The sequence below is a fragment of the Bacillus sp. FSL M7-0003 genome (assembly GCF_038628485.1).
Classification (GTDB): domain Bacteria; phylum Bacillota; class Bacilli; order Bacillales; family Bacillaceae; genus Bacillus; species Bacillus safensis.
In genome coordinates this window covers 356,400-376,745 of the sequence record NZ_CP152024.1, presented here as the reverse complement: position 1 = coordinate 376,745, position 20,346 = coordinate 356,400, and the positions used below count along the sequence as shown (strand labels likewise).

19 protein-coding genes are annotated in these 20,346 nt (G+C 42.6%); 7 read left to right on the top strand and 12 right to left on the bottom strand.

Annotated features, from left to right (window positions below; genetic code table 11):
• Positions 1-2 precede the first annotated feature (2 nt).
• The 3 genes from MHI23_RS01980 to MHI23_RS01970 are packed head-to-tail and all read right to left on the bottom strand — an operon-like array spanning position 3 to position 5,132.
• The gene (locus MHI23_RS01980; protein WP_024427273.1) at positions 3-1,088 is read right to left on the bottom strand and encodes an ABC transporter substrate-binding protein; all 1,086 of its coding nucleotides are present in this window, start codon (positions 1,086-1,088) and stop codon (positions 3-5) included.
• Complete coding sequence (locus tag MHI23_RS01975) at positions 1,085-3,073, bottom strand: hydantoinase B/oxoprolinase family protein (RefSeq protein WP_254968264.1); 1,989 nt, start codon at positions 3,071-3,073, stop codon at positions 1,085-1,087. The genes MHI23_RS01980 and MHI23_RS01975 overlap by 4 nt, the downstream gene beginning before the upstream one ends.
• Positions 3,063-5,132, bottom strand: coding sequence for a hydantoinase/oxoprolinase family protein (locus tag MHI23_RS01970; protein WP_024427271.1), 2,070 nt, complete (start codon positions 5,130-5,132; stop codon positions 3,063-3,065). The genes MHI23_RS01975 and MHI23_RS01970 overlap by 11 nt, the downstream gene beginning before the upstream one ends.
• A 367-nt stretch (positions 5,133-5,499) precedes the next feature.
• Between MHI23_RS01970 and MHI23_RS01965 the strand changes: the two genes are divergently transcribed.
• From MHI23_RS01965 to MHI23_RS01955, 3 genes are all read left to right on the top strand, one after another.
• Complete coding sequence (locus tag MHI23_RS01965) at positions 5,500-5,928, top strand: NucA/NucB deoxyribonuclease domain-containing protein (protein WP_024424305.1); 429 nt, start codon at positions 5,500-5,502, stop codon at positions 5,926-5,928.
• A 127-nt stretch (positions 5,929-6,055) separates the two neighbouring features.
• Positions 6,056-7,753 carry a methyl-accepting chemotaxis protein gene (locus MHI23_RS01960; RefSeq protein ID WP_056765079.1) on the top strand — a complete coding sequence of 566 codons (1,698 nt, stop codon included), beginning with the start codon at positions 6,056-6,058 and terminating at the stop codon, positions 7,751-7,753.
• Positions 7,754-7,872: 119 nt separating this feature from the next.
• A complete protein-coding gene (locus MHI23_RS01955; protein ID WP_149126010.1) occupies positions 7,873-8,259 on the top strand; it encodes a competence protein ComJ in 387 nt (128 codons plus the stop codon).
• A gap of 1 nt (position 8,260) precedes the next feature.
• Here the strand turns inward: MHI23_RS01955 and MHI23_RS01950 are convergent, their stop codons facing one another.
• Together MHI23_RS01950 and MHI23_RS01945 are read right to left on the bottom strand one after the other, a co-directional pair.
• On the bottom strand, positions 8,261-9,067 hold the full coding sequence (locus tag MHI23_RS01950; RefSeq protein WP_149126011.1) for an AAC(3) family N-acetyltransferase: 807 nt from the start codon (positions 9,065-9,067) through the stop codon (positions 8,261-8,263).
• 28 nt (positions 9,068-9,095) lie between these two features.
• Positions 9,096-9,512 carry an Lrp/AsnC family transcriptional regulator gene (locus tag MHI23_RS01945; protein ID WP_025092811.1) on the bottom strand — a complete coding sequence of 139 codons (417 nt, stop codon included), beginning with the start codon at positions 9,510-9,512 and terminating at the stop codon, positions 9,096-9,098.
• A gap of 115 nt (positions 9,513-9,627) precedes the next feature.
• Here MHI23_RS01945 and MHI23_RS01940 point away from each other — a divergent pair, with 115 nt between their 5' ends.
• On the top strand, positions 9,628-10,392 hold the full coding sequence (locus tag MHI23_RS01940; protein WP_149126012.1) for an MBL fold metallo-hydrolase: 765 nt from the start codon (positions 9,628-9,630) through the stop codon (positions 10,390-10,392).
• 43 nt (positions 10,393-10,435) lie between these two features.
• On the opposite strand, the gene MHI23_RS01935 is transcribed toward MHI23_RS01940, so the two are convergent.
• Complete coding sequence (locus MHI23_RS01935; protein WP_024424311.1) at positions 10,436-10,765, bottom strand: YckD family protein; 330 nt, start codon at positions 10,763-10,765, stop codon at positions 10,436-10,438.
• A 182-nt stretch (positions 10,766-10,947) separates the two neighbouring features.
• Here MHI23_RS01935 and MHI23_RS01930 point away from each other — a divergent pair, with 182 nt between their 5' ends.
• Both MHI23_RS01930 and MHI23_RS01925 read left to right on the top strand, forming a co-directional pair.
• A complete protein-coding gene (locus MHI23_RS01930) occupies positions 10,948-11,820 on the top strand; it encodes a transporter substrate-binding domain-containing protein (RefSeq protein ID WP_044332703.1) in 873 nt (290 codons plus the stop codon).
• Positions 11,821-11,832: 12 nt separating this feature from the next.
• Entirely contained in the window at positions 11,833-12,510 is a 678-nt protein-coding gene (locus MHI23_RS01925; protein WP_034283291.1) for an amino acid ABC transporter permease, read from the top strand.
• Between the two features lie 117 nt (positions 12,511-12,627).
• On the opposite strand, the gene MHI23_RS01920 is transcribed toward MHI23_RS01925, so the two are convergent.
• The 5 genes from MHI23_RS01920 to MHI23_RS01900 form a co-directional block, all read right to left on the bottom strand.
• Positions 12,628-13,926, bottom strand: a complete 1,299-nt coding sequence (locus MHI23_RS01920; protein ID WP_276569568.1) for an arsenic transporter — start codon at positions 13,924-13,926, stop codon at positions 12,628-12,630.
• A gap of 132 nt (positions 13,927-14,058) precedes the next feature.
• Positions 14,059-15,291 (bottom strand): helix-turn-helix domain-containing protein, encoded by a 1,233-nt coding sequence (locus MHI23_RS01915; RefSeq protein WP_024424315.1) that lies wholly within the window; start codon positions 15,289-15,291, stop codon positions 14,059-14,061.
• A gap of 126 nt (positions 15,292-15,417) precedes the next feature.
• A complete protein-coding gene (pruA, locus tag MHI23_RS01910) occupies positions 15,418-16,965 on the bottom strand; it encodes an L-glutamate gamma-semialdehyde dehydrogenase (protein WP_024424316.1) in 1,548 nt (515 codons plus the stop codon).
• Positions 16,966-16,988: 23 nt separating this feature from the next.
• Positions 16,989-17,906 carry a proline dehydrogenase gene (locus MHI23_RS01905; protein ID WP_024424317.1) on the bottom strand — a complete coding sequence of 306 codons (918 nt, stop codon included), beginning with the start codon at positions 17,904-17,906 and terminating at the stop codon, positions 16,989-16,991.
• A 161-nt stretch (positions 17,907-18,067) separates the two neighbouring features.
• Entirely contained in the window at positions 18,068-18,838 is a 771-nt protein-coding gene (locus MHI23_RS01900; RefSeq protein ID WP_034624023.1) for a nucleotidyltransferase domain-containing protein, read from the bottom strand.
• Positions 18,839-18,930: 92 nt separating this feature from the next.
• Between MHI23_RS01900 and MHI23_RS01895 the strand changes: the two genes are divergently transcribed.
• Positions 18,931-19,245: a hypothetical protein gene (locus MHI23_RS01895; protein ID WP_024424319.1), complete on the top strand. Its 315-nt coding sequence runs from the start codon at positions 18,931-18,933 to the stop codon at positions 19,243-19,245.
• 38 nt (positions 19,246-19,283) lie between these two features.
• On the opposite strand, the gene MHI23_RS01890 is transcribed toward MHI23_RS01895, so the two are convergent.
• On the bottom strand, positions 19,284-20,237 hold the full coding sequence (locus MHI23_RS01890; RefSeq protein ID WP_149126013.1) for an acetylxylan esterase: 954 nt from the start codon (positions 20,235-20,237) through the stop codon (positions 19,284-19,286).
• Positions 20,238-20,346 lie beyond the last annotated feature (109 nt).

Below are 20,346 nucleotides of genomic sequence, written 5' to 3'. Positions count from 1 at the left end.
ACCTATTTTCCTCCGCCTAATACTTCGTTCCATCGGTTTGTCCAATTGCCAAGCTCAGAGGTCGCTGTTTCATAATCTACCCACGTCAGCTTGCTGTAATAATTTTCTCCAACTTTCACTTTCCCCTTAATCTTGTCATCGTATTTCACATCAGAATTCGACATGCCATAATAAGATTTTTCCGAGAAAGCCTCCTGAGCTTCTTTTCCACTTAAGTAGTTTAATAGTTTGTACGCCGCTTCTTCATGCGGACTTCCCTTCGTTAAAGCCCAGCTCGCAACAGCTGCAACAGCACCTTCTTTCGGATATGAAAAACCAATATCCATGCCTTCTTCTTCAAGTGCAAATACTCGCCCGTCCCAATATGGAACAGCCGCAACATCCCCACGTTCTAACAAGGTTTGAATCGATCCTGGGTTATCTGGAAAAGCAGCAACATGACCTTTTAACTGCGCGAGACTTTTAAATGCTTTATCAATATCCTTAGGATTTGATTCTGTCCCCCCTTGCGCATGAACAAGTGCAGAGAAAAATTGCAAACCGGCTGAATAAGTCGGAGATGAAATGGCTACCTTCCCTTTCAGCTGACTGCTCCATAGGTCAGTCCAGCTGTTTGGTTCCTGCTTGACGAGGTCTTTTCTATAAGCAATACCAAGCTGCCCCATACTAAAACCTGCTGCATATTGTTTTCCATTCACAGTAAGCTTCTTTTGGACAGAACGGTAAAGCTTTTTGACGTTCGGCGCTTGATCTTCATCAATAGGCGCAAGAACGTTTGCCGCGATACCTCTTTGAATCGTATCAGGCTGTAAGATTAGTAAGTCATATGGTGGATTTTTCCCATTTGACGCTTTTAATTTTGTAAACCATTCAGAATCCGCCCCAGAGACGGTTTGCACTTTAATTCCTGTATCTTTTTCAAACTTTTCAAGGATTGGTTTGATATTCTTTTCCCAATCGCCTCCATATACGCCAACAATCACAGTCTGCTGCTGTTTGCCTTGATCCTTTCCATTTCCACCACAAGCGGTCAGCAGTACAACGATTGATAGGATGCCTGCAAAAATAGCGATTAATCTTCTTTTCATGATTCATTTCCCCCTTTTTGTCCATTCATTTGACGAAGTGCTTGAGTAATATCTTTCGTTGTTAACGGCTCATTTCTATGACTGAAATGTTGATGAACTGCATGTTTATAGTGCGTACGTTCATTAGCCGGATAGGAACGAAGCTGAACGGCAAGCTCACTGCTGGCTTCGTCCGTCCATACTTTCTCATAAGCTGCTCTTTGTTCTCCGAAATCCCACACGTCAGTAGATGGAGAATGATTAACCTTTTCACGCACCCTGCTCGTCTGCTCCTCATCAATCTTCCATTCATTTTGGTCTAAATATACTTTCACACCATATTGCTGCAGCGCTCTTTCTTCACTTAATAGACCTGCTTCCACTTCCTGAAGGACTTTTTCTTTCTTCCTGTCAAATGGATTCCCCCAGCCGCCTCCACTTGGTGAAATCAATTGAACGATATCGCCTTTATCAAGTCGCAAGACATCTATTTTGGGCTGGTCTTGTTTCTCACCATTAGCTGTGATCAGCTTGACCTCACCAACCGCTCCTGCTCGGCCGCCCATTAATCCCCAAGGCTGAAACTTCATCCGTTCCATTCCTCGTGCTGTCACCATCGATTCAGGCTTTATCATTTCAAATTCCAAACCAATCGCATGTCCGCCTCGATTTTCACCAGCTCCACCTGTATTCGGCAGAAGCTCATATCGGTGAACATGAATATCAATATGCTGTTCCAAACTCTCAATTGGTGTATTCTTCAAAAAGCCTGACGAATGATCAATACCGTCGACTCCATCAGTACCATTTTGAGCACCGCCACCTCCTCCTAATGGTTCGACAACGGACATTTTCCTGCCACCCGTTTGATCATCAGGTACAGAGAGAACCACAATGGCAGATTGACCTGCACCTGCTGCCGGCACTGCTTCAGGCAGCAGCTTACCAATGGCGCCTAGCACGACATTGTACAGCCTCATCGTAATCGAATGTCGAATCCCGACAGAAGCTGGGTATTCTGGATGCACCAGCGTTCCTTTAGGAGAGATCACATCGATTGGATACGTTATTCCACCATTAATCGGTATAAAAGGGTCCTTACTAATGATGTAATTAATCAACCCTTGATAAAGAAAGGAATGCTTCTGACCATTGGTAACAAGGTTAAAGGCTGTTTTTACTTGCGGGTCACACTCAGAAAAATCGAGCGTCAGCCGTTTTCCTTTGATCGTTAGCTTGATTTTCAACCGAATAGGGACGTCTGAAATCATATCATCATCTAAATAATCAGCAAATTCACTCGTTCCATCCGGAATAGCTTCAATGACCTTTCCAGCACGATCCTCGGCTTGCTTCAGCAAGTCTATCATTCCTTGTTTCACTTCGTTTTTTCCGAATTTCTCAATCATTTCTTTTAACCGAATATCTGCTGTATTCACTGCAGCAATCATCGCATTGATATCACCATCATTTAGATGACTAGCGCGGCTGTTAGCTCTTAAGAAGGTACGTACGATCTGATTCTCTTTTCCGCCTTCATAAATTTTTACTGGCGGAATTCTTAATCCTTCTTGATGAACATCCGTTGCTGTCGGTGAAATACTCGAAGGCACAAGTCCACCCACATCACTGACATGAACAAAAGACCAAGCATAGCTTACGATTTCATCATCTACAAAAATCGGCTTAATGATATGGACATCTGGCAGGTGAGTCGCCAAACCATCTGTCGTATAAGGATCATTAGTGATGATAATGTCTCCTGGATGCATCGGCCCGCTTTCTTCAATCGCCTTTTCTAGACTCAGCCCTAAAAAGATCGTCACACCCACTGTCTTCGGATAAACAAAGAAATCTCCAGAAGGCGTGGCTAATGCTGTCGCAAAGTCAGCAGATTCTTTGACGAAGGTCGTAAATGACGTTCGTTCAATGACATGTCCCATGCCTGATGCAATCGCATTAAAATAACTGCGCATCATCTCAAGCTTTGCTGGATCAGTTCTCATGTAAAGCCGCCTCCTTTGAAATCACTAAGTTACCTGATGGATCAATGCTGCCTGCCCAGTTTGGCAAAATTAATGTTGTTGTATCATCCTGCTCAATAACGGCTGGTCCATTTACAATAGAACCTACTGACAGAGTGTCCCGGTTATAAACCGATGCTTCGTATTCTTTTTCCTCTATAAAGATTCGTCTATATTCATATGGTTTCAAAGACTGTCCGCTGCTTTCATGAACAGGTGAAAAAGGCAGCGGAGGCGTCTCGCCTATGACTCGAACGCGTAAATGAGTAAACTCGATGTTTGCCTGATCATCCCTATGACCATATTGACGCTGATGCAGTTTGTGAAAGGCTTCAATGAGTTGGTGGATGTCTTGTTCTTGTTTTAGCCAATCAATCGATAATGGCAATTCAATCTCAAATGCCTGTCCTTGATAACGTGCGTCTGCTAATAATAGAATGGATGTCTGATTGATATGCTGAATGTCCTGCTGGCTGACCCAATCAGTCGCTTTTCGCGACAGCTTCTCATAATCTTGTTTTAGTTGGTTGATCGAATAGTCTTGTAAGCATATTTTCTTCGACAGCACCGCATCATGAATAAAGTCAGCGGTCAGAGCACCTAATGCACATAATGTACCCGGACTCGGAGGAACAACCACATTTTTCGCATGAATTTCTCTCGCAAGAAAATTCGCTACAACCGGCCCTGCTCCGCCAAACGCCAGCAAACTAAAATCTCTAGGGTCAAATCCTTGCTGCTCCATCACATTGCTTAATTCTGTGTACATATTGGCTACGGCTACTTGAATGAGCTGGTCAGCCGCCTCTTCAACCGTTTTGTTGAGCTGATCAGCAATTGGCTGAAAGGCCTTTTTCGCCGCAGACAACTGTAATTGTAAATGTCCTCCGGCAAAACGTTCTTGATTGAGATAACCGCATATAAGAAACGCATCAGTTAAAGCTGCTTTTTCTCCCTTTCCATACGAAGCTGGTCCCGGATTTGAACCAACTGATTCTGGTCCCGCTTTTAGAAGTCCGCCCTGATCAATCCATGCTACCGAACCTCCCCCTGCTCCTATTGAATACATCGCAACAGATGGAAGAATAATCGGAAAGCCTGAAAGCTGATTGGATTGCGCCATTGTAGGCTGTCCATTTTGAATAATCGAGATATCTGCACTCGTCCCCCCGACATCAAAAGTGATCAGGTTGGGTTCACTAGCTGATGCTGCAATTCTCGCTGCACCGATGACACCAGCTGCCGGACCAGAAAAGAGAGTCTTAACAGGCGAGGTTGCCGCACTTTCTGCATCCATTAAACCACCATTTGATTGTGTAATGTATGGAGAAATTGGTACACCTTCTTCCTTCAAACGACTTTTCAGTGTTTGCAAATACTGTTTCACCTTTGGTTGAATGTACAAATTAACAACAGACATCACTGTACGCTCGTATTCCCTCATTTGAGGCCATAATTCAGATGAGGTAAGGACTTCTAACTGTGGATAATGATGATTGATATAGGCTTTTGCCTGTAATTCATGAACTGGGTTTTGATAACTATGTAAAAAAGAAATGACGATACCTGCTAGATTTTTAGATATAACATGCTGGACTGCATCATCTAACTGCTGCAGATGGAGAGGGTTTTTGATCGTACCATCGTGTATCAACCTTTCAGAGATTGGATATACATGCTTCCGAGGTATCAATGGTTCTGGCAAACGAGAATTGAAGTCATAAGGAATGGGTAGTCGTAAACGTTGAAGTGACAATATATCTTGAAATCCTTCTGTCACAAAAAGGGCTAAATCTGCTCCTTTTCGCTGCAATAATGTATTAAGACCGATTGTCATTCCGTGAACGAGGTATTGGATGTTGGATAAATCAACACCTCTTTTTTTTAGAAGATTTAACCCATTGATAATACCTTGGGCTGGGTCATCAGTCACTGTGGGTGTCTTGAGTTCAGTCAGCTCCCCTGTTGCTTCATTTATCAACGATAAATCAGTAAATGTTCCGCCTATGTCTATTCCGAGCCGGTATGAGACATCCGCCATTTGTACTTCCCTCCTACAATGTAATTAGAATCATATTTTGATAAATTACGACATTTTTTGATATTTGACTCCATATTATTAAAGCAGATCGGTCTAGTCAATTTTATTTTTTTGAAATTTCTGTGTGTTAAATTCTTGAAATTAGCTCAAAAAGCAGTGATAAAGCCATTTTGGATGAGCATAATCGTTTTATGATCTACAAAATTAAAATTTTTATGAATTTCTATAAAAATGAAAAACAAGAAATCAAGTAAAATCTGTTTTTTGAATTTTAAAAGGCGTTTTTTCAAAACCAGGAGAAATTGGTAAGTAATTCTGCTATACTTCTGTTTACAAAATACGCAAACAAGAAAGAGAGCCAGCACCTATGAAACTTCTTAAAATGATTCTCTTGCTTTTATTGATTGTTATTGGTGTAGCAACAGGCTATATCCAGCTGGAGCAAGGGAAACAAGAGACAGCGAATTCATCTTATGACAAAACGATTCATTTTCCATCAGACCGCTATCCCGAAACAGCCAAGCACATAGAAGAAGCCATTGATGAAGGTCATTCATCCATTTGTACAATTGACCGTAAACATAGTGATGAGCAGAGGGATCGATCATTACATGGCGTTCCAACAAAGCGCGGGTATGATCGTGACGAATGGCCAATGGCAATGTGCAAAGAAGGAGGCACAGGAGCTTCTGTCAAATATGTACGCCCTTCTGATAATAGAGGCGCAGGCTCGTGGGTAAGTCATCAATTATCGGATGATCCTGACGGCACAAGAATTCAATTTATCATCGATTAGCAGCCTTTCCCTTTTCTATATTAAAAAAATTTCCACATGACTGCATGCAGGTATTTTAAACACTTTTTTCATGCCGATAATCCTTAAGGAGGGATATCCTACCTTATACCTAAAGGAGTTAAAAAGCATGAAGAAAAAGGGAAAACTGAGGCTTGGCGCCAAAATTTTGCTGATCTTTTTAAGTGTCCTCATCATCTTTTCCGCAGTTGTTGGTTATGTGGTGAATCGCGAGATGACAGAAAACATCAAGCAAATGGCAACTGAAAAAGCAAAAGGTGATTTAAAACTAGGCTACGCCTACCTGAATGAAAAAGTAGAAGGCTCGTGGCAGATTAAAGAGGACAAGCTATTCAAAGGAAATACGCAAATGAATGATCATGACACATTGGTTGACCAATTAGCCGAATATACCGGTGATACCATCACGATTTTTCAAGGAAATACCCGCGTTGCTACGAATGTCATGTTAAACGGGAAACGAGCTGTAGGTACAGAAGTCTCTCCTGAAGTGAAGACCACTGTTTTAGATAAAGGAGAAAACTATTACGGCACAGCAAATGTTGCCGGGAAAGACTATCAAACGGCTTATATGCCGATCAAAAATGAAGCAGGCGAAACAATTGGTATTTTTTATACTGGCGCCAATCAAAGCATGATTTCACAAATGCTTCAGTCATTCTATATACAATTTGTCATCGTCCTTTTGTTAAGTCTGATCGTTTCGGTCATCATTATTTCTATTTTCACTAAACGGATTCAGGCACGTCTCAAGCATATGGCTTCTGCCATTAAGAGTGCAGGCGAAGGTGATTTAACCATCAATGTGACGGATACTGCTGGTGATGAATTGTCTGATCTGGCTGGCCATTTCAATAAGATGCGTGAAAAATTAAATCAAACCATTCTAAATGTCATGAACACGTCTGAATTAGTGGCCACATCCTCTGAGCAGCTGTCAGCTAGCGCAGAAGAAACGAGTGCAGCATCAGAAAAAATCACCTACACGATTCAAGAAGTTGCACAATCTTCAGAAGAACAGTCCACTCAAATGACAGCTAGTGAGCACAAAATGATTCAAGTATCAAACGAGCTGGCAAACATTACTGAAAATGCAGGACAAATGGCTTCAAGAAGTCACTCCGCACAAGAAGTGGCCCAAAAAGGTGTACACAATATCGGTGAAGTTCATTCACAAATGACGTCTATTGCCAAATCAATTGAAGAAAATGGTACAGCGATTCAAGCATTGGAAACACGTTCAGCTGAAATTGATCATATTTCCAAAGTCATTACAGATATCGCCAGCCAGACAAACCTGCTAGCTCTTAATGCAGCAATTGAAGCAGCACGGGCAGGTGAGCATGGAAAAGGATTTGCTGTTGTCGCAGACGAAGTGAGAAAGCTTGCAGAAGAATCTCAAGCATCATCAAACATGATTTCCCATCTCATTTCTGAAATACAAAAAGAGATGACTCATTCGACGAATGCCATCAAACGAGTAAGAGAGGAAGCGGCTCAAGGGGCTGTACTTATCTCTCATACAGAGGAATCATTTCATGATATCCAGCAGTCGATGAGAGAAATGGCGAATGGCATTAAGCATTTATCAAGTGCATCACAAAAAATCGCAGCTTATACAAACGATGCGAAACAGTCTTTTGCGTCTATTACAGAAGGCGTGAAACGAACGAGTGAACATTCACAGCAAGTAGCCGGTTTAACAGAAGAACAATTTGCTGCAATGGAAGAAGTAACAGCTTCATCAGAAGCGCTTGCCCATTTAGCAGGAGATTTAAAAGCAATGGTCTCGCAATTTCACATCTAGATCCCACACCAAATAGCGCAAGACGGCGACAATCGTCTTGCTGCCTAACTTTCTCCTCAAGAATCACTCTTTAACCATTCACGTTCCAACGAAAATCCATAAATAAAGGAGTTTTTTATATGAATTACTTAAATCAAGCCTATTCCCTATCTATCTCCTACCACCAAATCACGGTATACACCGGAAGCGAAACACCACCTGTCATTGATTGGACAGATGAGGACATTCTTCAAGGATTTGCAACGGGAGATCAAGGAGTTTCCTTTGAAGGAATCAATAATGGAAAGGCGTCTATTATTGTGACATTAAATAGCGATGAGCCCCAAGTCTCGGTTGATAGAGCCATAACAGTTCCCTTTACGCTTACAAGTGATCAAGTTTATATCACAAGCGTCATGGCCCATGTGCTGTCTTTCTCCATTCCAAAAGGAAACTATCAGCTTACCTGCTACACCTCACAGCAGCCTGATCAAGAAGTTTATTATGTAAATTTCCAAACAGTGTAGATTACGACTGATCGTATAGATCAAGCCACTGTTCCGCATAGTCTACCGATTCTCTCATGGGCAGTAAATATGAACTGGCAAGTCCAATTTTGTTGTGCTGATGGATGCCTCCTGATTGCAGAAAATCACGGCCAATCTGTTCAAATAGTTCTTCTCTTGTGATGATATCTTGGTACTCTTTCCATACCCTCCACCCATTCTCTAAAATAGGGGCCCCTCTTGTCATGAGGTCCTGTTGAGGGATTCGGTATTCAGCTAGATGAAAAGCTGTCATGCTCTCAAATGATGCGCCAAGCAGCAGCACTTGAGCATGAAGATCATACATGCGGCCAAGAGGCGACTGCTCTCCTAATCCAAAGGAAAGTGCATGGTGTTTCAGAATTTCATGTTTTCTTTTCCCCCAGGCGGTGAATGAAAAATGGGGATGATTGCTTCTCGCCACGCCTGGGTATTTCCAAAATGTTTCCGCCACCTTTCCCATTGCTGCTGGTGTCGTGTAAGCTGGGTCAAATGCGGGCATTGTTTCTTTGATCGATTTCCACCATGAATAAGGAACAGGCGGATCGATCCAATCGGCGGGATCAGAAAGCTCTAACGTTTGTGCCGGCATAATCAGTGTCCCCTCTTCTGTTAAGGTTTCCATCAATGCTTGTATGACGGCTACAGCGCCTCCGTTTACCCAGCCGATTGATGATAAAGATGAATGAACACATAAAATCATGCCCTTTTTCACACCAAGTTGAACCAAGTCTGCTTTGATTCTATCCTTTGTCATCGGTTCAGCTTGATTTTCGATTAATTTTTGCATCGTTCCTTTTCCTCCTGCGTCTCTTCTATTACTGATGAATGAGACGTTTAACCGCAATAGACAGTTTGTAATTTGCGTAATTCGTCAGCTCCGTTAAAAACTGATCAAGTTCATCATGACTGGAGAAATGTCCTTCAGCCATATAACAGCCTTCACCACTTATTTTGAACAAATTCTTGATTTCTTCCTTTTTATAAAGAAACGACAGAAGTGGTTCATGATGATGACTACGGGTATATAGCTGCAAAAAGGTTTGAATCGTCTTTTGTGTCTGCCAATCAATTGAAATGGTATATGCTTCAATCACGCCTTCTTCTTCTAGCTTTAACACCCGATTTGCAACAGCTTGGCCGGTCAAATGAACTTTTTCACCTAGAGCTTTCATCGTTAATCGGCTGTTCTTTGATAGTTCTTTTAAAATATTCATATCTGTTTGGTCTAGCATTGGCTCACCTCTTTCAAAAATCAAGCCCTTCTACCAAAAGACTTTCATGATCCTCTGTCACGTAGAACTCTTTTAATATACTGTAAACTTAATCAGAAAAAAAGGAGGCCTTTTTATGAAAATTACACTCATTCGCAATGCGACTTTATACCTTCACTATGGTCATGCAACTTTTTTAATCGATCCCTTTTTAGCAGCAAAAGGAACATATCCACCGTTCCCTCATACAGCCAATCAACATTTGAACAATCCTATTGTGGAGCTTCCTGTAAATATAGATTTAGACAGTCTGTTACATCCAGATGCTGTCTTACTCTCTCATTTACATGTGGACCACTTTGACGACGAGGCCAAAAGGAAATTAGCTCAGGATCAACCAATTTATACTCAATCGGAGAAGGATCGAAAAGAAATTGAAGAAGCTGGATTTCAGCATGTCACATGCATTGAAGATGAAATGGACATTTGCGGCGTTCATATTAAACGTACAGGCGGACAGCATGGGACGGGAGAAACGGCGAAGCGGATGGGGCAGGTGAGCGGTTTTGTTTTCTCTCACCCTGATGAACCTACCCTTTATATTGCAGGAGATACCATTTGGTGTGATGAACCGAAAGAGGTTGTGAATACAAGCAAGCCAGACGTCATTGTGGTCAATAGCGGGGCTGCTCAATTTTTAGAAGGCGATCCCATTACAATGACCAAGGAAGAGATTCTAGACATTCACCGTTCTCAGCCAAAAGCTCAAATTGTCGCCTGTCATCTTGAAGCTGTGAATCATTGCCTGTTAACAAGAGCTGCTTTAGAAGCTTACGTTCAAGAGCATCATGCAGATCAAGCCATTTTTGTCCCTCAAGATGGGGAAAGTCTCACCTTCTAATCGACAATAAAAAACCGGCACTTCGCTGCCGGTTTCATCATTATCATGGGCGATGGTGCTGTGGTTTTTTCAGCAATGGAACAAATCCGTTCTTTTTCAAATGAGTGTAATGCTCATCCATTCGTTTCGTGATGTGTGTGCCTTGTTCCTTTGTTAACACGCCGTACTGTACATATTTCTCAATGACTTCTTTTCGCTTAGAAAGAATTTGCTGCTCAAGGATTTCAATTTGTTTTTGTTGTTCTGCTGTTAATTTCACTTGATGTGTCACCGGGCGCTTTTCCATTTGAGGTGTTTCTCCATGAGCCGTTTCTATATGAAAACCAAATAACAGCATCATCGACAAGATGATCAAACTACTTATTTTTTTCATCATTGTTGTTCCCTCCTTTATTCGCCTTTATTTTGCGCTCGCTTTCCTTTTTTATACATTATTTCTAACACGCAAATTGCTTATAATATTCTTACTTTTTCACTTTTCTTCTGAAAACGTTGTCCTTACAGAAAAAGCGTGCTATGTTTTGTTTTGTATAAAAAATAGAGGAGGATTCTTAAATGAGTCGTTTTTATCATAAAAAACCTATATGGATCATGCTTGTTGTATCTGCTTTCATGCTTATCATGTCTGCTTGCAGTCAATCAGGCTCATCTCAATCTGAAGACACAAAGTGGGATCAGATTAAAAAGAAAGGGAAAATCGTGGTTGCAACTTCAGGCACCCTTTATCCAACTTCTTATCATGATACTTCTAATGGCAAGGATCAATTAACTGGCTATGAAGTAGAAGTCGTCAAAGAAGCGTTTAAACGTCTTGATGTGAAAGTAGAATTTAAAGAAATGGGCTATGATGGGATGCTGAGCGCCATTAATTCTGGTCAAGTGGATGCCGCTGCAAATGATATCGACATCACAGATGACAGAAAAGACAAGTTTGCCTTTTCAACCCCTTATAAATATTCCTACGGAACGGCTATTGTTCGGAAAGATGATTTATCTGGCATTAAAACTTTAAAAGATTTAAAAGGAAAGAAAGCAGCAGGGGCTGCCACAACGATTTATATGGATGTTGCTCGTAAGTACGGTGCAAAGGAAGTCATTTATGATAATGCGACAAACGAGCAATACTTAAAGGATGTTGCAAACGGCCGTACAGATGTCATTCTAAATGATTATTACTTGCAGACACTGGCTCTTGCTGCATTTCCTAAACTAAATATTACAATTCACCCTGACTTGAAGTACATGCCGAATGAACAAGGTTTTGTTATGAAGAAGGACAACAAAGAGCTTCAAAAAGAATTAAATCGTGTATTAGGCGACATGAAAAAAGACGGAACAATGAAAAAGATTTCTGAGAAATTCTTTAATCATGCAGACGTCTCTAAGAAAATTGATGCTGATGTCGAAGATGTCGACATTTCCAAATAAGGAGCCGCAATCGTGGGAGATATTCATTTAGAATATATATTTAATCCTGCACTGGCAAAGGCGTCATTTCCGTTTGTTATGAAAGGCATCTGGCTGACGCTGCTCATTTCCTTTGTGAGCATGTTTTTTGGTACCATTCTTGGCTTTTTTATCGCTCTTGCCAGGATGGCGAATTCATGGATTCTTCGGCTGCCTGCACGACTGTATATCTCATTCATGCGAGGCGTGCCCATTCTGGTGATTTTGTTTATTCTCTATTTTGGATTCCCCTATATCGGCATTGAGTTCACAGCGGTCACTGCCGCCATTATTGGGTTCAGCTTTAATAGTGCTGCCTATATTGCAGAAATTAACCGGGCGGCCCTCTCCTCTGTTCCAAGTGGACAGGTGGAAGCTGCTAAATCATTAGGTCTCAGCTATTGGCAAACGATGCGTGGGGTCATTTTGCCTCAATCCGTCCGCATCGCCCTGCCGCCATTGACCAATGTCATGCTCGATTTAATTAAAGCTTCCTCACTGGCAGCAATGATTACTGTACCAGAGCTCTTCCAGCAAGCAAAAATTGTAGGCGGACGAGAATTCGATTATATGACCATGTATATTTTGGTCGCACTCATTTACTGGGGCATTTGCAGTGTCGTCTCATTGCTTCAGGACTTTTTAGAAAAACGCTATGCGAAATATCTGTAGCAAAAAAAGAGCAGATCTCATGGATCTGCTCTTTTTCAGCGTGATAGAAAACCTTTGCAGCCCTAATCACCGGAGCGCAGACCTGCGGGCGAATGCGAGGGTTTGTTTACACGATAATTAATGAATAAGCCATAACCATACATATAACCCGAGTAATGTGAGAATCAAGGTTGGGATGGTCAGGATGATTCCGGCTTTCATGTACGCCCCCCAAGAGATATGGACGCCTTTTTTCTTTAAGACATGAAGCCACAGCAATGTCGCCAATGAGCCGATTGGGGTCATTTTCGGTCCAAGGTTGGAGCCGATGACATTGGCATAAATCAGTCCGTCTCTCATGACACCTGCTGTATCTGTATGTCCAATGGCAATCGCATCAATTAAAACGGTCGGCAGATTGTTCATCACAGAGGACAGCACTGCGGCAAGCACGCCCATAAACATCGTTCCTGCAAGCAAGCCATGTGAAGCCCCTTGCTGGATCCATGCCGCCAATATTTCTGTAAGACCGACATTTTTCAGTCCATATACGACGACATACATACCGATCGAGAAAAACACAATGGACCACGGCGCTTCTTTGACCACTCGCTTTGTCGCTACTTGTGGACTTCTTCTCGCCAGCCATAAGAAAGCAAGGGCAATCCCGCCTACGATGATGGACACTGGAATACCGATCAGCTCCCCCGCAAAATAACCCACAAGCAGACAGCCGAGCACATACCAAGACAAACGGAACATACGGATATCTCGAATAGCTGACGCCGGTTCCTTTGCTTGTGACAGATCGTAGGTTTTTGGGATAAGCTTTCGGTAAAATACATACAGAACCAGCATGCTCGCTCCAAGCGACACAAGGTTTGGCACGAACATATTCGCTGTATATTCTAGAAAACCAATATGAAAATAGTCGGCTGATACGATATTGACCAGGTTACTAATGACAAATGGCAAGGAGGTTGTGTCTGCAATAAAACCGCTTGCCATCACAAAAGGCAGCACCATGCGCTCATCCAGCTTCAACGCTCTCACCACAGATAAAACGATTGGGGTCAAGATCAGTGCCGCTCCATCGTTGGCAAAAAAAGCAGCCACAACAGCGCCGAGCAATGTTAAGTAAATAAACATGCGGACACCGTTGCCTCTTGCGGCTTTGGCCATATGCAGTGCAGCCCATTCAAAAAAACCGATCTCATCTAAAATTAACGAAATGATAATAATGCCAATAAAGGCAAAGGTAGCGTTCCATACAATTTGCGTGACTTCCCACACATCGCCTAGATGAACGACACCAAAGGCAAGTGCAAGAATGGCGCCTCCACACGCTGACCATCCTATGGTGACACGTACTGGCTGCCAAATGACAAGGACGAGGGTCATGATGAAAATCAAAATGGCTAAGGTGACTGATCCCAAAGGTGGCCCCCCTTTCACTTTTCTCATAAAATCTTTATCTATCATACAACGAAATGCTTCAGTTGTATGCCATTTTCGAATTTCACATGCAAACCCGCAGGTGATCCTATGCACCTGCGGATTCCATCATGATTATTGATCTTTTTTCATCAGCATCAATTCAATAAACAACTCACACCGCTGGCTAAAATGACTTAAGTCGATCGAAGTCATGTCAAAAATTTGTTTCATTCGATAGTTTAATGTATTTTGATGAATAAACAACTGCTCCGCCGCTGGCTTTAGCTTGCAGTTATTCAATAAGTAGACTTCCAGCGTTTTTAAAAACGAGGTTTGACTCTCGCGGTCTTTTTCCTTCAAGCGTAACAAATCTGGATTGAAGTCGTTTTTCTTTTTTTGATGGCTGTAAATAGAGTCTAAAAACCGGAAGACCCCTAAATTCTCATAATCATATGGAATCAGTTCTTGCCCTCCGACAATTTTTACTGCCTTGACGACCTCTATCGCTTCAAATCGACTTGTACTCATTTTCATGACATCACGATACTCTCTTCCCATCCCAATATACAAAGGGGAAGGATGGGCATTCGTTTTTGATTGCAGATGTGCGATGACATCAGCGGCAGTCGCTTTCGGTGAGTGCCGGTCTGACAGGCTGCCTAATATAACGACAATATCTGCTTGAACCGAATAGACGTGATTCACTTTATCCTCTAGCTGCAAATAAGTTCGAATGACATCCTTCACATCTTCTGCCGTCTCACTTTTGTTATCGGCAGCGTGCACGACCATAACGGTAAATACGGCTGGCAGTGGAATGCTTAAGTTCTCAGCCTCCCATTTCAGCTCTTCTTCAGTATAAAAATGATCATCCATGACCTTTTTGAAAAACTCTTCAATCTTGCCTTCCTTTTTCTCAAGCTGTTTCTTATTCTTATAAATCACTTTTCCAACCTGAAAGGAAGCTTCGTGTAAAAATTGCAGCTCCTCCTGAGAGAGGGAGTCCTCAATGTCCTGCACCCAAATAAAGCCTACTACCTCTTGTTTATGCTTGGCGCTCACAGCCACCCGCCGATTAAATCCGAGCTCGTCATGGCCGCTCACATAAAAAGGCTTTGACTCCTTGTGAAGCCGCTCAATTACCCCTGTTTTCTTTAACCAATCGACCACAGACCCCGGACATTCCTTGGAGAAAATCGTTTGCTGATTGACTGGGTCAAACTGCTGAATGCTGTAAGAATTATAAGCAAGGAGCTGACACTCTGTGCTTTCTAAAATGACTGGTTTTTTTAAATATCCGCTAATAAATGCAATTAATTTATCGACATCAAAAAATGTATGAAGCTTTTCTAATATCTCTTCCATCCCGATTGCTCCCTGATTAAGTGATACATTTATCATACTTCTTTCCAGTCAGATTTGTATAGAAACAAGTCGCAAGCAGGCAAAAAAAGCATGAACCCATCAGTGCAGGTTCATGCTTTTTCCATATTAAAACATTTCACTAATCGTTTTTGCCTGCATGTGCAGAGCTAGGTAATCTGGACCGCCTGCTTTTGAATCCGTTCCTGACATTTTGAAGCCGCCGAATGGGTGGTAACCAACGATGGCACCTGTGCAGTTACGGTTAAAGTAAAGGTTCCCTACATGGAACTCCTGCTTCGCACGGTTGATGTGATCACGATTATTCGTAATGACAGCACCTGTTAAACCGTATTCTGTGTTGTTGGCTACCTCAAGTGCCTCATCAAAGCTAGAGACTTTCGAGAAAGCCAAGACTGGTCCAAAGATTTCTTCTTGCATTAAACGGGAAGTTGGCTCAAGATCTGCAAAAATGGTCGGGTGGATAAAGTATCCTTCCGAATCATCACTCGTTCCGCCAGTGACTAAGCGGCCTTCCTGTTTGCCAACCTCGATATAATCCGTGATCTTGTCAAAGGACGCTTGATCAATGACAGGTCCCATGTAAACATCGGCAGAAAGTGGGTTGGCTGTTGTTTTCGTTTCTGTGATTTCCTTCACTCGCTCAACCACTTGGTCATACAGCTTCTCATGGACGACAGCCCGAGATCCAGCTGAACATTTCTGACCTGAAAATCCGAAGGCTGATGTGAAAATGGCATTAGCCGCTAATTCAACATCTGCATCCTCATCGACAACCACTGTATCCTTACCGCCCATTTCAGCAATAACACGTTTTAAATGCTGCTGGCCTGGCTGCACTTTTGCCGCGCGTTCAAAGATACGTGTCCCTACTTCTCTTGATCCAGTGAATGTAATCAGGCTTGTTTTCGGATGATCTACTAAGTAATCCCCGACCTCTGCTCCGCTTCCTGGTACAAAGTTGACAACACCCTTTGGAAGACCGGCTTGCTCAAGCTCTTCCACAAAACGGGCTGCAATGACAGGCGTCGCACTCGCTGGTTTTAAAACAACTGTATTCCCAGTGACGATTGGGGCTACTGTTGTTCCTGCCATGATCGCAAACAAGAAGTTCCACGGCGGAATCACGAGCGTCACGCCAGTTGGTGTGTAAACATATTGATTGCGTTCGCCTTCGCGGCTGTTCACTGGTTTGCCTTTTGCCAGCTCCAGCATTTGACGGGCATAATATTCTAGGAAGTCAATCGCTTCTGCTGTATCTGCATCTGCTTCATTCCAAGGCTTACCTGCTTCTTTGACAAGAAGGGCTGAATACTCATGCTTTTTACGGCGAATGCTTGCCGCAGCTCGGAATAATACGCCAGCTCTTTCTTCTGGAGACGTGTAGCGCCATGTTTCGAATGCTTTCGCTGCTGCTTGAACCGCCTGCTCTGCCTCTTCCTTCCCGGCCTTTGATACGGTTCCAACCACTTCATCCTTTTTCGCTGGATTGATCGAAACAATCTTGTCTTTCGTTTCAATTCTTTCTCCATTAATCACGAGCGGATAGGTTTGACCAAGTGATTCTGTTACTTTAGCTAATGCTTGTTCAAACGCTTTGCGGTTTTCTTCCTGGCTAAAATCCGTGAATGGTTCATGCTTGTAAGGTGTTGTCATTTTTGTCACGCTCCCGTTTCAAATTATTTTCTCGTCATCCCTTTTAGAGCAAAGGCAATGTTTGCCGGCCGTTCTGCAAGGCGTCTCATGTAGTAGCCATACCACTCTCGTCCATACGGAGTATAGACCCTCATTTGATAGCCTTCTTTCACAAGTGCCTGCTGCGTTTCTGATCTCATGCCGTACAGCATTTGAAATTCGAACTGACTTGTCTGTATATTGTGTTTTTTCACAATATTTTTTGTGAACTCGATCATTTGATCGTCATGTGTCGCAATGGCTGTATAGTTCCCTGAGAGCAATTGCTTTTCGATCAGCTTTTGATAATTCAGATCGACATCTTTTTTGTTTGGATACGCCACTTCGGCGGATTCCTTATAGGCACCCTTTACAAGTCTTAAAAATGGCTGCAGCTCATTTAAATCATCAAGATCCTTTTCTGTTCTGTACAAATACGCCTGCAAGACCGTACTGACATACTCATATTGAGATTTCATCTCTTTAAAAATGTCCAGCGTTTTTTGACAGCGCTGTTCATCCTCCATATCGATTGTCACCATGATACGGTGTTTCTCTGCCGTATCTAAAATACGTTTCATATTGTGATACACAAGGTCATCGTCAATATCCAGGCCAAGTGATGTCATTTTGAGTGACACATGGGAATTGAGTCCCGACTCAGCAATCCGCTGAATGGTTTGAATACACTCAGTCGTCCGTTCATTGGCAATCTCTGCCTTTGTAACAAACTCACCAAGGTGATCAACTGTCACAGCCATTCCTTGGTCATTTAATCGCTTGATAACAGGGATGGCACTCTCAAAATCCTTCCCTCCGATGATTTTCTTAGATGCAACAGCACTTCCCCAATTACGAGCAATATGGTTCAAGAGACTGCTCTTTGACAAAAACAAGAAGAAATTTCTTGTGACCGACTCCATAAAGGGCACCTCCCACTCTTTGTAAGCTATGTCTTTATTGTAAAGCTCATAAGCTGTCCGCTACAATATTTGAAGATGACAAAAATTCTGACTTTTTTTGTGGTTTTATCACAATAAGAGATAAAAAAGAGCCTGCCGTGATCCGGCTGGCTCTTTCCTGCTTACGCCCACACCTCATCAAGGGTAGACTGCAGCAGCTCATTTAATTCTTGCAACAGGTTGTCTTTCGGCTGATTGTAGCTTTTCACCAATTCATCAAATCGCGCGAGCTCTTTGTCGATAAATGGATGGACATAAGCGAGGCGGTTCTCTACATCCATTTCTTCTCCGTCCATTTTACGTTTGAGCAGCTCATGGATTTCCGCTAAAAGCGGACCTTCCTCCACTAGTTCTTCGAGCAGTTCATGAAAGTCCATCGGCGGAACCGTCCGGTATCGTTCAATCCACTGACAGGCAAGCAGCGGACGAAGCACATAGAAATATTTCTTGATTCGCACCTGCTCTCCTCGTAAATGCCGGCTTTCATTCCGCTTCGCCATATTGAGGTAATGATACATCAATGCTGGAGGATAAAACGCTCGGTCCTTTAATTCTCTTAGCTGCTTTGCCAAAGAGAAGGATTCAGCATAGATGATGTCAGACGACAGCCATTCCATGATGGACGGATTCGATTTATTGAATAAGCGAAGTGCCTTTCTAAGCTCCCAGCCGCTGATATCAAGCACATCATCAATCGGCCGTTCAATGACATCACGATGTTCTTCCATTGCCCAATACCATTCTTTTCGAGGAACATATAAAAAACGAACATCGTAATCACTATCAGTCGAGGGGAATCCCCATGCTCTGCTGCCTGATTCGACCGCGAGGCAAATTTTCACGTCATACGTTTCTTCGATGATTTTCAGCTCTTCCTTGATTCTCTCTCTCATCATCCATCAACTCTTTCTATAGAAATCTGCATGACTTCTTCACGTTTTGGTAAAATACGAATAAGACATATATGAAAAAGGAGTTGGATCTCATGTCTATATCTCGCATCATGAAATGGATTACCGGGATTTTTGAAGCCTGTCTTGCCATCCCTGTCATCGGAGGACTATTTATTATTAGCAATGGCTATTCACCGCTCATGGTCATGCTTATTCTGCATATTATCACACTCGTCTTATCGAAGCGAGACCAAGGACCAATGATTGGCAGCATCATTGGGATTATCACATCCTGCCTCGCCTGGATTCCGATACTTGGATTCATCCTTCATATCATCACAGCTCTTGCCCTTATTATCACCGCGTTAGTGCCTGATGAAAAAACGAGACAAAATACGAGTTATTAAAAAAGAGGCCCTCCTAGAGCGGCCTCTTTGTTCTTTTATTAGAGTAAGTGCTTTTGTAAGAAGGAGAGCTTCTCTGTTTGCAAAGCCGGGATAAACTCGTGTCCAAAATAGCGATATACCTTAAGGTCTTTATCTGTTTCTAAATGGTTGTATGCCGCAAACACAGTAGATGGCGGGGTAATTTTGTCAATCAGACCGATCGCCATCAAAGTTGGCTGTTTGACCCATCCAGCTAAATTGATTAAGTCAAAATAGCTTAATGTCTCAAATGCCTTTTCTTCCACTTCCGGGTCACTGTTTCTTCGAAAGTACGAATTGATTTCTAAATAAGGCTGCTCCAATGCCACATCCACTGCACGCTCAAAGTTTGATAAATAAGGGTAATCTGCCACGACGACCTTCGGAATATCTGAAAGGGCTGCAGCTGCTACCGCTAATGCGCCTCCCTGGCTTCCACCAATTACGCCGATCCGGTGTTTATCCACTTCAGGGAAGGACTGAATGACTTCGAGTGCACGAACCGCATCTAAATAAACACCGCGATAATAGTAGGTCTCTTTTGATAAAATGCCTTTTGTCATCCACCCCAAAGCGTGACCGCCTGGTGTCACTGTCTGATCTTCACTGCCGCCTTGACCGCGGACGAGCATACCAAAAATTGCATAGCCGTGGAGCGCCCAGTTGACGATGTCGTGAATGCCGCCGTCATAGCTGGCATTATAGCCATGATAACGAACGAGCGCTGGATGCGGGCCAGATTGATCAGGTACAGCATAAAAGCCTTCAATTTTAGAATGTCCAAAGCTTTGATACGTCAGGCGGTACACCTTGACGCCTTTCACTGGATAGTCATACGGTTCAAGTGCTGGCTTTGCCTCCACTTGGCGCAGTTCTTCGAGCGATTTCTTCCAAAAGTCTGAGAAATCAGGACGTGCAGTTTTCTTTGGTTTATATTTTTTTAGATCTTCTAGTGATAAATCGAACAATTGCATATCATACTATTCCCCTTTGTTTTATTAGTTATAGGTATCATACCACTCATTTCTTGATTGAGAAAGTCATTTAACAAAACCTTCTGACATTTCTATTGGCAAAGATGAT

Coding starts and splice junctions, on each gene's coding strand:
- MHI23_RS01950 (WP_149126011.1), bottom strand. CDS start 9,067: ATGCAAAAATTAATCGAAAATCAAGCTGAACCGATGACAAAGGATAGA.
- MHI23_RS01930 (WP_044332703.1), top strand. CDS start 10,948: ATGAGTCGTTTTTATCATAAAAAACCTATATGGATCATGCTTGTTGTA.
- MHI23_RS01935 (WP_024424311.1), bottom strand. CDS start 10,765: ATGAAAAAAATAAGTAGTTTGATCATCTTGTCGATGATGCTGTTATTT.
- MHI23_RS01965 (WP_024424305.1), top strand. CDS start 5,500: ATGAAACTTCTTAAAATGATTCTCTTGCTTTTATTGATTGTTATTGGT.
- MHI23_RS01900 (WP_034624023.1), bottom strand. CDS start 18,838: ATGAGAGAGAGAATCAAGGAAGAGCTGAAAATCATCGAAGAAACGTAT.
- MHI23_RS01955 (WP_149126010.1), top strand. CDS start 7,873: ATGAATTACTTAAATCAAGCCTATTCCCTATCTATCTCCTACCACCAA.
- MHI23_RS01945 (WP_025092811.1), bottom strand. CDS start 9,512: ATGCTAGACCAAACAGATATGAATATTTTAAAAGAACTATCAAAGAAC.
- MHI23_RS01890 (WP_149126013.1), bottom strand. CDS start 20,237: ATGCAATTGTTCGATTTATCACTAGAAGATCTAAAAAAATATAAACCA.
- pruA (WP_024424316.1), bottom strand. CDS start 16,965: ATGACAACACCTTACAAGCATGAACCATTCACGGATTTTAGCCAGGAA.
- MHI23_RS01895 (WP_024424319.1), top strand. CDS start 18,931: ATGTCTATATCTCGCATCATGAAATGGATTACCGGGATTTTTGAAGCC.
- MHI23_RS01975 (WP_254968264.1), bottom strand. CDS start 3,073: ATGAGAACTGATCCAGCAAAGCTTGAGATGATGCGCAGTTATTTTAAT.
- MHI23_RS01960 (WP_056765079.1), top strand. CDS start 6,056: ATGAAGAAAAAGGGAAAACTGAGGCTTGGCGCCAAAATTTTGCTGATC.
- MHI23_RS01905 (WP_024424317.1), bottom strand. CDS start 17,906: ATGGAGTCGGTCACAAGAAATTTCTTCTTGTTTTTGTCAAAGAGCAGT.
- MHI23_RS01970 (WP_024427271.1), bottom strand. CDS start 5,132: ATGGCGGATGTCTCATACCGGCTCGGAATAGACATAGGCGGAACATTT.
- MHI23_RS01940 (WP_149126012.1), top strand. CDS start 9,628: ATGAAAATTACACTCATTCGCAATGCGACTTTATACCTTCACTATGGT.
- MHI23_RS01915 (WP_024424315.1), bottom strand. CDS start 15,291: ATGGAAGAGATATTAGAAAAGCTTCATACATTTTTTGATGTCGATAAA.
- MHI23_RS01980 (WP_024427273.1), bottom strand. CDS start 1,088: ATGAAAAGAAGATTAATCGCTATTTTTGCAGGCATCCTATCAATCGTT.